Below are 15,166 nucleotides of genomic sequence, written 5' to 3'. Positions count from 1 at the left end.
ACGTGAGTATTCAGAACCCACCTTCTGAGAGAGGTGAAATAACTAAGCAGAAGCTTGAAGATGCTCTTCAGCGCTTAATCGAAGGTCATCCTGAAAGAACACCAAATGACGGAAAATTGAATCTAAGTCGAATAAACAAGGAAGCTGGCCTTAGCTCCGGTGGAATATACTATTACGATGACTTTGTTGAAAGAGCACGGCGTGAAATTGGTAAACACAAATCAATAATTTCGACTTCTTCATCTTCTAAAATTAAGGTTTCTGTAGATAGGCTTAGAGCCCAAAGAGATAAAGAACGTGAGCTTAAAGAACGTTACAGATCACAACGAGATGAAATCAAAAAATTCTGTGATCTAGTTATTGCACAAAATGCCAAATTAGAGTTCTCCCTTTACGAGGCACTTGAGGAAATAGAAGCCCTTCAGGCTGAGCTGAACAAAGTGAAAGTCGTTGGATTTGAGCGAGGTAAACAGAATTGATTCTATACATTGCCGAAAAGCCGAGTGTCGGACGCGCAGTTGCAGATGTGCTTCCCAAACCCCACCAGAAAGGTGATGGGTTTATCAGGGTGGCTAATGGCGATGTTGTAACTTGGTGTATTGGTCATCTACTGGAGCAGGCTGAGCCAGATGCTTACGATCCTGAGTACAAAAAATGGAAAAAAGAGCACCTGCCAATTATTCCGGTCGAGTGGAAACATCTAGTTAAAAGCCAAACCCGCTCGCAGTTTAATGCCGTCAAGAAATTGATCAAAGAAGCTGACCAGCTGGTCAACATGGGTGACCCTGATCGCGTCGGTCAAATTCTGGTCGATGAAGTGATCAACTATTCAGGTGTGAATAAGGCAAAACGCGAAGCCACATTGCGCTGTCTCGTCAACGATATGAACCCTGTTGCTATCAAGAAGGCGTTGAATGATCTTCGCAAAAATACTGACTTCATACCGTTAGCAACATCAGCCCTGGCAAGGGCAAGGGCCGATTGGCTCTATGGTATCAATATGACTCGCCTCTGCACCCTTCTTGGCCAAAGCGCTGGGTACAACGGCGTTTTGTCGATTGGCCGTGTGCAGACGCCTGTCTTGGGGTTGGTCGTTCACCGCGACCAAGAAATCGAAAACTTTATAACCAAGCCATTTTATGAGGTCTTCATAACGCTTCAGACAATGGCTGGTGAGTCTTTTACAGCAAAATGGAAGCCTAGTACTGCTTGCGAGCCATATATGGACGAGGAAGGCCGTGTGCTGTCACGAAAGCTTGCCGAAGTCGTTCTTCAAAAGGTAGTCGGACATTCAGGCAACGTCATCGCAGTCAAACGCGACAAGAAAAAACAGCCTGCTCCCCTACCCTACAGTCTTTCATCACTGCAGATTGATGCATCAAAGCGCTTCAATCTAAACGCCCAGAAGACTCTGGACATATGCCAACAGTTATATGAACGCCATAAGCTGATCACCTACCCCCGGTCAGACTGTCGGTATCTGCCTAAAGGCCACTATGACGAACGCTACACGGTGACTCAGTCTATTGCCAAAACGTCGGCGACGCTTTCTGATAGCGTACGAAAGGCTGACCTCGACCTGAAGAGTAAGGCATGGAATGACGCCAAGGTAGGCGCTCACCACGCAATTATACCAACATCCAGGGCAGTTCCAGCTGATCGCCTGTCTCAGGATGAGAAGAATATCTACGAGCTAGTTGCCCGCCAGTACTTGATGCAATTCTATCCAGCATTTGAGTATGCAGAGCACCAAATCGACAGCGAGGTGGAAGGCGGATTGTTCATCGCCAAACAGAAGTCAGTTATTTCTAACGGCTGGAAGGCGCTGCTGCCACCTCAAAAGACCCCAAAGCAAGACGCAGAGTTTTCGTCAGTGGCTCTTCCCAACGTGAAGTCTGGAGATCCTGTTACCTGCATCGACGGCAAAATGGACGAGAAACAAACCAGCCCCCCGAAACGCTTCACAGACGCAACATTACTCTCTGCCATGACGGGAATAGCGAGGTACGTATCAGATCCTGAAATAAAAAAAGTGCTAAGGGATACAGATGGGCTCGGCACGGAAGCCACCCGTGCAGGGATCATCGAGTTATTGTTCAAACGGCAATTTCTGACAAAGAAAGGTAAGGAGATCCACTCGACAGAGGCAGGAAAGCATCTTGTGAACAGTCTGCCTAAACGAATGGTTGTTCCTGATATGACCGCACATTGGGAGTCTCAGCTTGAAGCCATCAGCGAGAAGCGGATGCGATACGGGCAGTTTATGCAGCCCCTCACTGATGGCCTGAAAGCGCTAATTGCTGAAGTAGAAGGCGGTGATTTCTCGGCTCTACGTGGGATGGGTAAGAAGCCGATGCGAAAAAGAAAAACAGCTAGAAAAAAGTAGCACAGCACAAACCGCATTCTACGGTTGATTCAATCTTTATATGATTGGCGTCCTTTGTACATTTCAAGGACGCCAAGAGCAATATTGAATATCGCTCAAACACTCGGTTCGTGAAGGCCACTCTTTTCAAAAACGTCGGCTAATCGGTAATCAAATCCGCTGTCGTCAGTGCCCAGAATCATATTGAAGATGACACGACTCAGTGAGGACTGCGGAAGGTTATAGTTCCTAGCAAATGGCTTCACTTCCCATTCATTGGCCAAGGCACGCTCCATACTCCGTGAAATGTTCCCAACAACCGAGTTAGCTGCCTGCCGTTTGCTGATAGAGCTACGCATATAATAGGCAGCGGCGTCCTTGGCGGCCCGCCAAATAAAGTTATAGACCTGGGCTACACTAAAATGCTCTAGGCACCTGCTGAGCATCTGGCGGCTTTTCTCCCCCGGCGACCAGTACAGCTGATGCTCTTCAAGCATAACCTTCAAGAAACCAATGCACTCGTTCAGTTGGGCTTCCTTGCATAGCGCATTAAATTCCGGCGATTGCCTGACGCTATGTGCGATTTCCTCATCAAAAAACTCATTGATTAGTGCAATAACCTGGTCAGCTTCAAATGAAATGCTAAATGAGCACGCTCCAAGATCAACACTAAACTGCCCATCCTCATGAAGCGCGACCACCTCTAGACGTGTAGCCAAGGAAATCAACAATAGGTTGTGATCAATCAAATGCTGAAGCACCTTATGATCATAGACAGGATCCGGCGACAGCGTGCAAGCGGGATAATCGCTAAGTGGTTCTATGGTAGCAAGTTGCTCATCGCCTAACGCCTGAATCGTCGCTAGCAGATAGACCTTGCTCGTCAGGTCTAGCGCTGCCAGGTCTGGTACGTTGCTTTTCGCCGACTGCCGCATTTTCAGAAGCAACTCTTTCTTTTCGTCAGCAATGGCTTGTCGTTCGGCTTCCAAGCATGCACTACAGACCCGCTCCCGAAGCCATCGGCGGTCTTGATACTGGCTGCGAGTACCAAAGCGGTACGGCTGTCTGCAACGACCACAGCAGATATCTTCCAGCCATACGAAAGCATGCTGTTCGACGAACTTACTGACCTCGTGTGTTTTCATTGAATAAGCGATCGCAATCTCGCTAATTTTGAAGACAAACTCGCCGTCTTCAGACTGCCTCCAGTATTCCCCGCAGATACGTGCGCCCTGCTCATCATCAGTAATTATCTCTAACTTCATCCAGGCCGCTCCAAATGGGAATTATAGTCCGTGGAATTGTATCCAGTGCCCCGTGATAGTTCCATCCTTTGGGTGGAGCAGGACAGATGCGGAACGAAAAGCTTTTGGCGTTCGGCCAGAGGGTCAGAGAGATTCGTAAAAGTAGAGGGCTATCCCAGGAAGGTATGGCTGCCCTGGCTGAACCGCCCCGGCTTTACCGGAGACTCCATATCTTGAGAGGATGGAGTTATGAACTCACCAAAACGATATTCCCCAGAAGTCCGGGAGCGAGCTGTTCGATTAGTCCTTGAACAGCAAGGCGAATACCCGTCCAAGTGGGCGGCGATCTGCTCCATTGCCAGCAAGTTCGGCTGTACACCAGAGACTTTGAGAGCCTGGTGCAAACGCACAGAACTCACGCAGGAAAACAGCTCGGTTAACCTGTCTGAACATGAACGGCTCAAGCAGCTAGAGCGTGAAAACACCGAATTGAAGCGTGCCAATGAAATTCTCCGTAAGGCGGCTGCTTTTTTCGCCCAGGCGGAGCTCGACCGCAAACCCAATTGATGGTGTCATTTATCGACGAGCATCGTGCTCAGTTCGGGGTCGAGTCGATTTGTAGTCAACTGCCAATCGCCCCATCGACGTATTACCACCACAAGGCACTTGAAGCTGATCCTGAACGGCGGGCAGACCGGTATCGGCAGGATGCGTTTCTTACCGCTGAGATTCAGCGCGTGTGGGAAGAAAACTTCTGCGTCTACGGTGCCCGTAAGGTCTGGCGGCAACTCCGCCGTGAAGGCGTTAATGTTGCTCGTTGCACTGTAGAACGGCTCATGCGCCGCCTAGGAATTCGCGGCGTGGTGCGAGGCCAACGCCCCTTCACGACCCTCAGTGATCCCGGCCAGAAACGGGCACCTGATTTAGTGAAACGTGACTTTACGGCTATGCGTCCTAATCAGCTTTGGGTGGCCGATTTTACCTATGTCGCTACCTGGTCTGGCTTCGTTTACGTTGCGTTCGTTATCGATGTTTATGCACGCTGTATCGTGGGTTGGCGTGTAGCGACGTCGATGAGAACGGCACTGGTGCTGGACGCTCTGGAGCAAGCTCTGTGGGCACGAAAACACAGACAAGGGTTGATCCATCATAGTGATAGGGGAAGCCAATATCTCTCGATCCGCTACACCGAGCGTATGGCTGACGAGGGTATCAATGCCTCAGTCGGCACCACCGGCGACTCCTACGACAATGCGCTGGCTGAAACCATCATCGGCTTGTTCAAAACGGAGGTGATCCATCATCGTGGCCCATGGAGGGGACTGGATGCCGTTGAGTATGCCACGCTGGAGTGGGTTGACTGGTTCAACAACCGCCGACTGCTGGAACCCATCGGAAACGTTCCACCAGCAGAACGAGAAAGGACGTATTATCGTCAACTGGAAGAGTCGGGTGAAGCTGCCTGACTCAAACAAACCGGTCTCCGGAATAACCGGGGCGGTTCATACCGCTGACGGCCACGGCGCTACACAGCCCAATCATATTAGGGTGCTCGCATACCATGGTGTAGGTTGCCCCCAGGGAATCACACGAGAAGCTAGGAAGCACTTTTATACCCGACAAACTACACGCCACATCAAATAAGTAGCGCATGGTCGAGCCATTTAGCGACATGGTTAATGGGTAGTGGCTTAAATCTTTTACCTGTAGGACATCTTTACTTGCCAGAGGATGACTCTTAGCCATCAGCGCACTGATCGCAGCATTATGGCTTGAGATCACCTTCACGCCGATATCCGGTGAGAGGCTAAAGGTTAAGGCAATATCGGCCTCGCCCTCTTTCACCAGCTCAGAGGCCCGGGTTGACTCGACCACGTGTAGATCAAATCGGGTATCAGGACATTGAACAATAAAGCTGGATATAACGCTGGGAAGGAAGTGCCAGGCCATACCATCCGGGCATGCCACGGTAATTTTGCGCATTTGCCGCGTCATTACGTCCTGCATTTCCGCAATCACACTGCTGACTTCCAGCTGATTACGCAATGCATAGGCCTGCAGCACCCTGCCCGCCTCCGTTAACTGCATCCCGCGCGGCTGTCGGTTAAACAGCTTGATAGCCAGCCGTTGTTCCAAATTGGTAATTTGGCGACTCACCGCTGAAACCGCAACGTGCAGTTCTTCCGCCGCGGCCGACAGAGAGCCCGTTTTAGCGACGCTTTGAAAGTAACGTAAATTGAGTTCCTGCATAGCGGCCTCTTTTTGCCCAACAACAAGTTTGAGCGAGTTACCTGCGCCACTTGATTGCGCCTGGTTTCTTATAATTAGAAAGATTATTTGAAATATTAATGATGGTTGCAAACATAGGCAAGGACTACTCTTTTTCTAACGACTTTCTTCCTTCTATCTCCAAGCACCATAGCTATCTCCAAACACCATAACTATGTCCAAATACCATAACGGTCAATAAAAAAGGCAGGCAATGGATACAACGCAGCTTTCAGGGCGTGAACTCGCTCTTCAACTGGCGAGCAACGAACTCTCCAGTGGCAACTTTTACCAGACGCTGGCAAGGCGCGTCGGCCTTAGAACGGTTAGCCAAGACCCTGAACACAGCGATACGCTACGTGACTACTTAACGGAAGAAATAGTCCCGCACCTCTCTAAATTAGGCTTCGACAGCCAAGTGATCGAAAACCCTAAATCCGATCACCCACCTTTATTGATCAGCCAACGTATTGAAGATCCCACGCTTTCTACACTGCTGCTTTACGGCCATGGAGATGTCACCGATGGGCAAGAAGATCAATGGTCTGACGGCATCGCCCCCTGGGAACTGACGTTTGTTGATGGCCGCGTTTATGGGCGCGGCACAGCTGATAACAAAGGCCAACACAGCATCAACCTGGCAGCGCTGGAGGCCGTTATTAAAGTCCGCGAGGGTCAACTTGGCTATAACGTCAAGATCCTCTTTGAGATGAGCGAGGAAATAGGCTCTCCTGGGTTAGAAGAAACCTGCAAAACCTATAAAGAAGCGCTTAAGTCCGATCTTTTCTTGGCATCTGACGGTCCTCGAATCCGCCATGACATGCCCACCCTGTTTCTCGGCTCTCGGGGCGTTGTTCAGCTCAAACTTGCTTTGAACACTGGCAATGGCGGCCGACATTCCGGCAACTGGGGTGGCATCATCACCAACCCCGCGGTAGTGCTGTGTAACGCGCTTAGTACGCTTCTCTCCAGCGAGGGGAAAATTCTGGTCGACTTTCTTAAAGCGCCCGCAATGCCTGACGAAGTAGCTCAATTGGTGCGCAATCTTCCAGTGGGCGGTGGCGACAATGACCCAGCCATCAATCCTGCCTGGGGCGAAAACCAGCTAACCGACGGCGAGCGCCTATATGGCGCCAATACATTGGAAATTCTGGGCTTGAGCGCAGGGAGAACCGACAAGCCAGTTGGCGCCATTCCTGCAAGTGCAGAAGCCATTTTGCAGCTTCGCTTCGTCAAAGGCACCGATTGGCAAGCGGTGGAAAAGAACCTGCGCCAGCATCTTAACGCCCATGGCTTTGAGGGTATTCAAATTCAGTTTATGGGTGGCTACGCCGCCACCCGGCTTGAACCCAGCCACCCTTGGGTTTCCTTTGTGGCCCAGTCGGCAGAGAACAGCTTGGGTCAGGCCGTGCATATCCTGCCCAACCTGGGCGGGACAATCCCCAACCACTGTTTTTCAGATGTACTCAACCTTCCTACGGTATGGTTGCCTCACTCCTATGCATCGTGCAATCAGCACGCCCCAGATGAACACCTGCTCGAAACGATTATCGAGCAGGGCCTGAAGATCGCCGCCGGTATACTCTGGGACTTAGGTGAGCCTAAAGAACAGGCTTTCAAACAAACGACAACAACCACACATCGCACAGCCACCAAGGCAGAATAAAATGACGACTCCTGAAGAAAACAGCGTCGATAATGAAGCCATTCATTGGGATCAGGATATTAGCTACGGCCAGTACCTGGATCTGGAACCCTTGCTTGCTTGCCAAAATCCGGCTTCTGATGAACACGATGAATTACTCTTTATCGTTATCCATCAAGTATCGGAGCTATGGATCAAACTGTGCCTTCACGAAGCTCATGGCGCCGCAGCGCATATTCAAGAAGATAACCTGCGCCCGGCTTTCAAGATGCTATCGCGGGTTTCCAGAATTCAGGAACAGCTTATCAAGGCCTGGGAAGTGCTGGTCACCATGACCCCCGCCGACTATGCCAGCTTCCGAGACAGCCTTGGCCAAAGCTCTGGGTTTCAGTCCTATCAATATCGGGAAATGGAATTCCTGTTGGGTAACAAGAACGCCAAGCTAATCGAAGCCCACCGATCAAAACCCAAACACTACCAAAAACTTCAGGAATCCCTCCACTCGCCCAGTCTTTACGATATCGTGCTGCAGCTGCTTGCCAAACGCGGTTTCAGCATTCCGGAAAGCAAAACCCAACGCGATTGGAGTATCCCCTACACCGCCAGTAGCGAGGTGGAAGCGGTCTGGACGGAAATCTACCGCAACAGCGAACAGCACTGGGATCTATACGAGCTTGCTGAAAAACTGGTGGATGTCGAATTCAACTTTCAGCGCTGGCGATTCAGCCATATGAAAACAGTCGAACGTATCATTGGTTATAGACGCGGCACAGGGGGTACGGCTGGGGTGAATTATCTGGTCAAAGCGCTGGATCTTCAGTTCTTCCCGGAACTGTGGAGTGTTCGGACGACGATATAAGCACTTGGCGCACTACTGCGCACCCAGTTTAACTACCGTCATGATATTCAAAACAGCGACATACAATTTTTCGGAGCAGCCATATGCCTGTAAGCCTGGATAGTGTTCGTGAGCGTGACCGCCAAGACCCATTGGCAGACTTTAAAAGCCATTTCGCCCTGCCCGAAGGCGTGCTCTATCTTGATGGGAACTCACTGGGCGCTCAACCGAAGGCCGCCAAACAGGCGGTCGATGAGACTCTGGATCAATGGCGCGATCAGTTGATCAAAGGCTGGAATCAGGGCTGGTTCGATGCTCCGGAACGATTGGGCAATCTACTAGCCCCGGTGATTGGTGCGCAACGCGGTGAGGTAAGCGTCACTGACAATATCACGCTAAATATCTTCAAGCTGCTGGGATATATTCTCGGCCAAGGCAAGGAGGGTCGCCAGGCGGTTCTTAGCGAAGGCGGCAACTTTCCGACCGATGGCTACATCGCCCAAGGCTATTGCCGGGTGAGTGGCGCCGAACACCGCTTCCTCCCCGAAGGAGGCAACTTGGCCGAACACCTCGACGGTGTAGCCGTGGTGGTACTGAGTCAGGTTAACTACCGTACTGGCAAATTACGCGATATGGCCACCACCACGAAACTGGTGCACGACCACGGCGCGGAAGTCATCTGGGATTTGGCCCATTCCGCAGGCGCACTGCCCATTGATCTAAACGGCTGCGGCGCTCGCTACGCCGTAGGCTGTACGTACAAGTACCTTAACGGCGGCCCTGGCGCACCAGCTTTTTTATACGTGCATAGCAATCACCAAGACAAAGGTTGGCAGCCGCTTTCCGGCTGGCACGGCCATGCATCGCCCTTCGCTTTTGAAGCGGACTACACCCCAGCGGGAGATATTTCCCGCTTTCGCACTGGCACCCATTCGGCACTGGCCTACGCCGCTCTGGAAGCCTCACTCGCCCTATGGAGCGAGGTGGACATGCAGGCGCTGAGAGCAAAAAGTCTGGCAATGAGCGACCTGTTTCGAGAGTGTTTAAGCGATATTTTTACCACTCATAATATTGACGATATAACCCCATCAGCCAGTGAGCGCGGCAGCCAGGTATCACTGGTGGATAGTCAAAACGGCTACGCTATCGTTCAAGCCTTGATTGCCCGAGGTGTAATCGGCGACTACCGGGAGCCCGGCTTAATGCGTTTTGGTTTTACCCCGCTATACCTCAGTTTTGAAGATGTTTGGCAGGCCGCCCAGCACTTCCGTGAGGTAATGGAAAGCGGTGAGTACCAGGATCCGCAGTTTCATGTGCGTGGTGCCGTTACCTAATAGAGGTACGTGATGACTGAAACACCCCTGAATCTCGCCTACTCGCCGAGCTATTTCGCTCGGGATTATGAAGCCACTTTAAGGCGCCAGGCAGCTTTAGGTATCGACCTGGTGGCACGCCACCAGCCGATTACCCTGCGCTACGGTGAAGATCCGGCGGCCCGCCTCAACCTGTTTGTTCCGGAAAATACCGCGGGCCCCTGGCCATTGATGCTATTTATTCACGGCGGTTACTGGCAGGCGCTTGATAACACCGCGACGGACTTTCTGGCTGAACGCTACCTGGCCCGAGGCATGGCATTCGCCTCACTGGGTTACGGCTTAGCACCGGAAACGTCCATTAACACCATGGTGAAGCAGTGCATTGAGGGGGTTGCGGCGGCATGCAACGCCCTCGCGGATAACGGTGGCGTCTGGTCGATTGTATTAGGCGGCCATAGCGCCGGTGCCCAGCTGGCTTACTGGGTAGCCGCCAGTGGTGATATACCCATTGATAAATTGATACTGGTGAGCGGCGTTTATGACCTAACCCCATTGGTGGATACCTACGTTAACGAAGCGCTGGAGCTCACCCCAACCCAAGCGCTTGCGTTAAGCCCTATATTTGCCGATTCGAGCAAACTACCCTCATGCCAAGTAGTGATCGCCGAAAATGATCCGCCCGCTTTTCGCCAACAAACACACGATTTCGTTGCAGCTTTAAAGACTAGCCATATCCAAGTCGAGCTCGTGGATATAGCTAACTGCGATCACTTTGATGTGTTAGATGCGTTATGAGTTTGAAGCAATTGCAGAAAACACCGTGCCCGATCTCTCGCCTGCCAGTACCGCACGGTTGCGGCCTTCTTGCTTAGCACGGTAAAGCGCCTTGTCGGCGCGGCTGATCACTTCGTCAATGCTCTCGGTCTGGCGGTGAAGCGCAACACCCAGGCTCAATGTAACCGCCAAGTTGCCTGCCGAGGTGGCAAAAGTCGGCTCAGCAACTGCTCGACGCACCTTTTCGGCGACGGCCATAGCGCTCTCAACGGTGGCGCTTGGAATCAGTAGCAAAAACTCCTCTCCACCCCAGCGGGCAACCCGATCACCACCGCGAAGCGTAGTGGTGAACCGAGTAGCAAGAATGGTGAGCACTTCATCACCCACTTCGTGGCCATACTGGTCATTAACTGCCTTGAAGCGATCCAAGTCGGCCATCAACACAGCAAAGCACTGTTCGCCGCGTTTAGCGCGGCTCCACTCTGACTGCAAGTGTGTATGCATCGAGCGCCGGTTGGGCAAGCCGGTCAGCGCATCGGTCAACGCACTATGCTCAAGTTGCTGGCTGGCAATAAAGGTGCGCTGGTGTTCCTGGTAAAGCATCGTAGCAATGACGACACCTATGCCCATCGCAGCGGGAATGAAGATCAAATGAATGGGGTTATCTGGAAAGGGGCTACCTGAAAACACAATAAAAGCGATTACTGCCATAAACGGCAAGCCGTATATCAAAACCAGATCTCTAACACCGTAGACGGTCGCTGTAGCCACAGCAATGATGGCCAAGGTGAGCCCTTGAGTGATGTAGAGAAGATGTCCACCCTGCTCCGAATAGTGCAATACGAACATGGCAGCCATCATTCCCACTATTGAAAGATTCAACGTCAGCAATAGCGGATAAGCCCATAAGCCTGGGTCTTTCTTACGATGGAGCAGCAAAAAAGTAATCGCCAGCATAGCGGCGGGCAGGCGAAGGAGAATATGTTTCCATACCGACTCCCCGTTAGAGTAGCCGACCAGCGTCGCATCCAAAATAGTGAAAACGGGTAACAACACCAACACCACGCCAGACAACAAGTAGCCAAGTCGGCGCGACCGCGAGTATTGATTAAGTAGAAAATCGGCCCACCATTCGGTGGGTATTGGCGCATGCTTTCTCATCATTACCTGTTTCCGGAACTGGATAGCTTTACACCACCCGCCACCTACCGGGAAACACCGGTTAGATCAGGATCTTCTGACGTGGCTAATGGGCAATTACATATTGTAACATATTGAGTTTCAATGCTCATCATGCCCAGGTTAAGCCGGTTTTCGAAATATTCTTACTTTAAACGAAGAGTCAACCAATCTTATCTCAACCGTGAAGCGCCGCCTCAATGTCCGCGATGTTGATTTTTCTCATCTGCATCATTGCGTCGAATGCTCGCTTTGCGACGGCAGGGTCAGGGTTGGTAACGGCGTTAATCAGCACAGCAGGCGTTATCTGCCACGATATTCCCCATTTATCCTTGCACCAGCCACAGGCGCTTTCCTCGCCACCATTGCTAACAATGGCATTCCAATAGCGATCCGTTTCGGCTTGGTCATGCGTTGAAACCTGAAAAGAGAACGACTCATTGTGCGTAACCCCAGGCCCGCCGTTGAGCCCAAGGCACGGAATGCCCATCACGGTAAACTCGACGGTCAATACATCCCCCTGCTTACCCGATGGAAAGTCTCCCGGTGCGTGATGAACCGCACTGACAAACGAATCAGGAAAGGTATCAGCGTAAAAGCGCGCTGCTTCTTTTGCACCACCATCGTACCAAAGGCAAACAGTGTTCTTTGCGGGGGTTGCCATATCACATCTCCACTAAAACCATCGCGTTATCAAGCCCAGTGAAATATTGACTCAACTTACCAAGTTTCTTCGGAGCCCGGTGGCCCCATGTCGATCTGCATATCAGGCGCTATATCCACGACACCTTTGACCTTTTTCAGCCGTTCCGCCGTGGCATCGTCAGCCGAGCCGGTAATACAGCCGATCTCCTCCAGCACCTCCTGGATGGTTAATCCTTCAGCGCTGAGGCGCGTGGCCATTTCATTTATCGGTTGATCGCTGGAAATAGTGATCAACCATAGCGCTACCGTTGGCATCTGGCATATCTCCATAGTAAGAGCACTGGGCGACCAGAAAGGAGCGCCTGCCCAGCGCGTCGTCTAACACTAGGGCGCTTGCACCAACCCTGCTCCCACGCCGTATTCAGGCAACGGCAGCTCTTGCACCGAAGCCACCAGCTGCTCCCAAAGTTTCCTGCCCCGCAGCGAGGCATCTGATTGCGCCCACAGTGCCGCGCAGCCTGCCACATGTGGCGCCGCCATGCTGGTGCCACTGATCGTTTTATGGCGAGTGGGCCGGGGCCACGAGGAGAAGATATCGCGCCCAGGCGCGGCAATCTCGATCTTGCCATGATTGGAAAAGCTGGAGGGCTGCAGGTTCGTATCGATAGATGCCACCGATATTACGGTAGGCGAGTTAGCAGGCGCCCCTGTATTAGTTGCGGAATTACCCGCCGCAGCGATAACGAGGCACCCATTACGCAGTGCCGCTTCACCAGCATGGGTGTAAGCAGCCTGCACAGGGCTCTGGCTGCCAAGCGACATCGAGATCACCTCACACCGGTTGGCGATGGCCCAGTTCAGACCAGCGAGCACGCCCGCCCCGGTACTGCTGCCCGAGTTGGTCAGCACCTTTCCGACGAAGACCTGCGCCTCATACGCGACCCCGTAACGGGGCGTGTTGCCGCCGGGCGCCTGGGGGCCACAAGCCGTGCCGATACAGTGAGTACCGTGCCCGTTGATATCCTGAACCGGCTCCCCGACGAATGAGCGGGTTACGAGCTCCCTTCCCTCAAAATCCGGGTGACCTAGATCCATCCCGGTATCCAGCACGGCAACTTTTATACCCGCACCGCTCCAGCTACTTTGCGGCACCTTACAGCGGTTTAGCCCCCAAGTTGGCCGAAGGGCGTCCTCTTCAAGGTTCTCTTCGCCCTCATCCAGCTCAACGCCCAGGTCACGGGCGATAGTGCTGGCTGCCCGCAAAAAACCCCGTAGATATTCAGAATTTTCAGAAAAGGCGAAATACTCTGGCTCAATAATTTCGATGGGACTATCCGCAGTGACCTTACCCAGCGCACTCATGCCATGCTGCTGTAGGGCATCGCCGCCTACCAGTGCCACTCCAAGCTCCGGAAATACCATTGCCTCAGCATCTCCGGCATCTTCCAGGCTAACGGCTTGATCGGTGAAATCCCGCGCATCAGCGACCCGAAATTTTTGGGCCTTCAGCGCTCTGATCCCCTCTTCAACTCTTCCTTCACGATAACTGATCAGGAAGCGCCCAGTTTCAAGGCAGCTACCGCCCCGCTCTAAGGCTGCCAATAACAGTTGTTCGATTCCGCATGAAACAGTGGAGAGTGGCTCACCCGCTGGCGTGTTGCCGTTACCTGTCGGTTTTTTCGCCATCGTAGACATCCTTTTCGTTTAGCTGTTAAGCGATATGATGAGGTGACTTACATAGACTCCATGTGATTGAAAACATGACTGTCTATACAGCGCCCATCATTTCAGCTTAACGCACCTGAGATGCTTCGCCAGATGAATTTCAGACTACGGTTCTTAAACAAATAAAGCGCTTAAACTAAGAAGGAGGGAGTACGATTGTTATTCGTTACTATCAGTTGGGGTACGCTCTTCATCACGCAGTGTTAGCACTTCGAAACCGGAGGATGTGACGGCAATCGTATGCTCCCACTGAGCAGACAGTTTCTTGTCACTGGTCACTACTGTCCAGCCGTCCCGCTTGGTTTTTATTTTGGCCCTGCCCTGATTAATCATGGGCTCGATGGTAAAAACCATCCCTTCTTTTAAAACCAAGCCCCTGCCTTTCTTTCCGTAATGTAATACCTGCGGCTCTTCATGCATTTCTCGGCCTATTCCATGGCCGCAATACTCACGTACAACAGAGTAGCCGTACTTTTCGGCATATTGCTGAATTGCATAGCCTACATCACCCAACGTGGCACCGGGCTTAACCGCTTCTATCCCTTGCCATAGAGCCTCGTAGGTTTTATCCACCAACCGTTTGGCATAGGGAGTCACTTCGCCGATCAGATACATCTTGCTGGAGTCAGCAATAAAGCCGTCTTTCTCCAGGGTAATGTCGACATTGACGATATCGCCTGTTTTGAGTATTTGCTTGTCGGATGGAATGCCATGGCACACCACGTGGTTGACTGAGGCATTCAATACGTACTGGTAATCGTATTGCCCCTTACTGGCCGGGCGAGCCTGCAATTGATCGACGATATAACGCTCGGCCCAATCGTTAATAGCCATGGTGGATACGCCGGGCGCTATCCGTTGGTCAAGATGACTGAACACCAATCCGAGTAGCCGTCCGGCTTCCCGCATCAAACGCAACTCCTCCTCGCTTTTTAGCGTCAGCTCACTCACCGACCACCTTCCTTACTTCAACGTCGGCTTGCTTCATTTGCTCTCGCATGATGTCAGAGAAGGTCATGCCTGGATTGGCCTCGGCAAGCATGCCCACCTTTATCCAATACTCAGCCTGGGCATTGATAGAACGCACCATCACCGAGCTGGCTTTGCGAATGTCTTCATGCAGCTGATCATTGATTTTTACGATACCCATCACACCACCCAATATAT

15 protein-coding genes and 1 other annotated feature are annotated in these 15,166 nt (G+C 51.9%); of the genes, 7 read left to right on the top strand and 8 right to left on the bottom strand.

Translation table 11 applies throughout. From position 1 onward, the window contains the following. Positions 1–2: 2 nt before the first annotated feature. Both SR894_RS08215 and SR894_RS08210 read left to right on the top strand, forming a co-directional pair. The gene (locus tag SR894_RS08215; protein WP_223288855.1) at positions 3–479 is read left to right on the top strand and encodes a hypothetical protein; all 477 of its coding nucleotides are present in this window, start codon (positions 3–5) and stop codon (positions 477–479) included. Then, a complete protein-coding gene (locus tag SR894_RS08210; RefSeq protein ID WP_223288856.1) occupies positions 476–2,386 on the top strand; it encodes a DNA topoisomerase III in 1,911 nt (636 codons plus the stop codon). Before SR894_RS08215 ends, SR894_RS08210 begins: the two co-directional genes overlap by 4 nt. A 95-nt stretch (positions 2,387–2,481) precedes the next feature. Here SR894_RS08210 and SR894_RS08205 read toward each other — a convergent pair whose 3' ends face one another. Then, on the bottom strand, positions 2,482–3,630 hold the full coding sequence (locus SR894_RS08205; RefSeq protein ID WP_223288857.1) for a hypothetical protein: 1,149 nt from the start codon (positions 3,628–3,630) through the stop codon (positions 2,482–2,484). A 228-nt stretch (positions 3,631–3,858) separates the two neighbouring features. Here SR894_RS08205 and SR894_RS08200 point away from each other — a divergent pair. Next, a protein-coding gene (locus SR894_RS08200; protein ID WP_159342931.1) for an IS3 family transposase occupies positions 3,859–5,075 on the top strand; the annotation gives its coding sequence in 2 pieces (ribosomal slippage) (positions 3,859–4,144 and positions 4,144–5,075; 1,218 coding nt in all). Continuing rightward, positions 4,134–4,250 (top strand) — a sequence feature (AL1L pseudoknot). (Overlaps the previous gene by 117 nt.) A 1-nt stretch (position 5,076) precedes the next feature. Here SR894_RS08200 and SR894_RS08195 read toward each other — a convergent pair. After that, a complete protein-coding gene (locus tag SR894_RS08195) occupies positions 5,077–5,859 on the bottom strand; it encodes a LysR family transcriptional regulator (protein ID WP_223288886.1) in 783 nt (260 codons plus the stop codon). 232 nt (positions 5,860–6,091) lie between these two features. Here SR894_RS08195 and SR894_RS08190 point away from each other — a divergent pair, with 232 nt between their 5' ends. The 4 genes from SR894_RS08190 to SR894_RS08175 all read left to right on the top strand — a co-directional run bounded on the left by SR894_RS08190 (position 6,092) and on the right by SR894_RS08175 (position 10,471). Continuing rightward, positions 6,092–7,543, top strand: coding sequence for a M20 family metallopeptidase (locus SR894_RS08190; RefSeq protein ID WP_133730596.1), 1,452 nt, complete (start codon positions 6,092–6,094; stop codon positions 7,541–7,543). A gap of 1 nt (position 7,544) precedes the next feature. Next, positions 7,545–8,381 carry a tryptophan 2,3-dioxygenase gene (kynA, locus tag SR894_RS08185; RefSeq protein ID WP_027959205.1) on the top strand — a complete coding sequence of 279 codons (837 nt, stop codon included), beginning with the start codon at positions 7,545–7,547 and terminating at the stop codon, positions 8,379–8,381. Between the two features lie 83 nt (positions 8,382–8,464). Further along, complete coding sequence (kynU, locus tag SR894_RS08180) at positions 8,465–9,694, top strand: kynureninase (protein WP_133730595.1); 1,230 nt, start codon at positions 8,465–8,467, stop codon at positions 9,692–9,694. Between the two features lie 12 nt (positions 9,695–9,706). Further along, positions 9,707–10,471 carry an alpha/beta hydrolase gene (locus SR894_RS08175; protein WP_133730594.1) on the top strand — a complete coding sequence of 255 codons (765 nt, stop codon included), beginning with the start codon at positions 9,707–9,709 and terminating at the stop codon, positions 10,469–10,471. Here the strand turns inward: SR894_RS08175 and SR894_RS08170 are convergent. From SR894_RS08170 to SR894_RS08145, 6 genes are all read right to left on the bottom strand, one after another. After that, positions 10,466–11,614, bottom strand: coding sequence for a GGDEF domain-containing protein (locus tag SR894_RS08170; RefSeq protein WP_133730593.1), 1,149 nt, complete (start codon positions 11,612–11,614; stop codon positions 10,466–10,468). The two genes, SR894_RS08175 and SR894_RS08170, sit on opposite strands and share 6 nt — an antisense overlap. Positions 11,615–11,807: 193 nt before the next feature. After that, complete coding sequence (locus SR894_RS08165) at positions 11,808–12,293, bottom strand: VOC family protein (RefSeq protein ID WP_133730592.1); 486 nt, start codon at positions 12,291–12,293, stop codon at positions 11,808–11,810. Positions 12,294–12,349: 56 nt separating this feature from the next. After that, the gene (locus SR894_RS08160; protein ID WP_223288885.1) at positions 12,350–12,589 is read right to left on the bottom strand and encodes a hypothetical protein; all 240 of its coding nucleotides are present in this window, start codon (positions 12,587–12,589) and stop codon (positions 12,350–12,352) included. A gap of 69 nt (positions 12,590–12,658) precedes the next feature. Further along, positions 12,659–13,960: a S8 family serine peptidase gene (locus SR894_RS08155; protein WP_223288884.1), complete on the bottom strand. Its 1,302-nt coding sequence runs from the start codon at positions 13,958–13,960 to the stop codon at positions 12,659–12,661. A gap of 198 nt (positions 13,961–14,158) precedes the next feature. Then, positions 14,159–14,950 carry a type I methionyl aminopeptidase gene (gene map / locus SR894_RS08150; protein WP_223288883.1) on the bottom strand — a complete coding sequence of 264 codons (792 nt, stop codon included), beginning with the start codon at positions 14,948–14,950 and terminating at the stop codon, positions 14,159–14,161. Further along, positions 14,943–15,149: a ParD-like family protein gene (locus SR894_RS08145; RefSeq protein WP_088701665.1), complete on the bottom strand. Its 207-nt coding sequence runs from the start codon at positions 15,147–15,149 to the stop codon at positions 14,943–14,945. The genes map and SR894_RS08145 overlap by 8 nt, the downstream gene beginning before the upstream one ends. Between the last annotated feature and the right edge of the window lie 17 nt (positions 15,150–15,166).

Source organism: Vreelandella neptunia (assembly GCF_034479615.1).
Taxonomy (GTDB): domain Bacteria; phylum Pseudomonadota; class Gammaproteobacteria; order Pseudomonadales; family Halomonadaceae; genus Vreelandella; species Vreelandella neptunia.
Note: the sequence above shows the minus strand (reverse complement) of the source record. Positions and strands in the feature narration are given on the sequence as shown.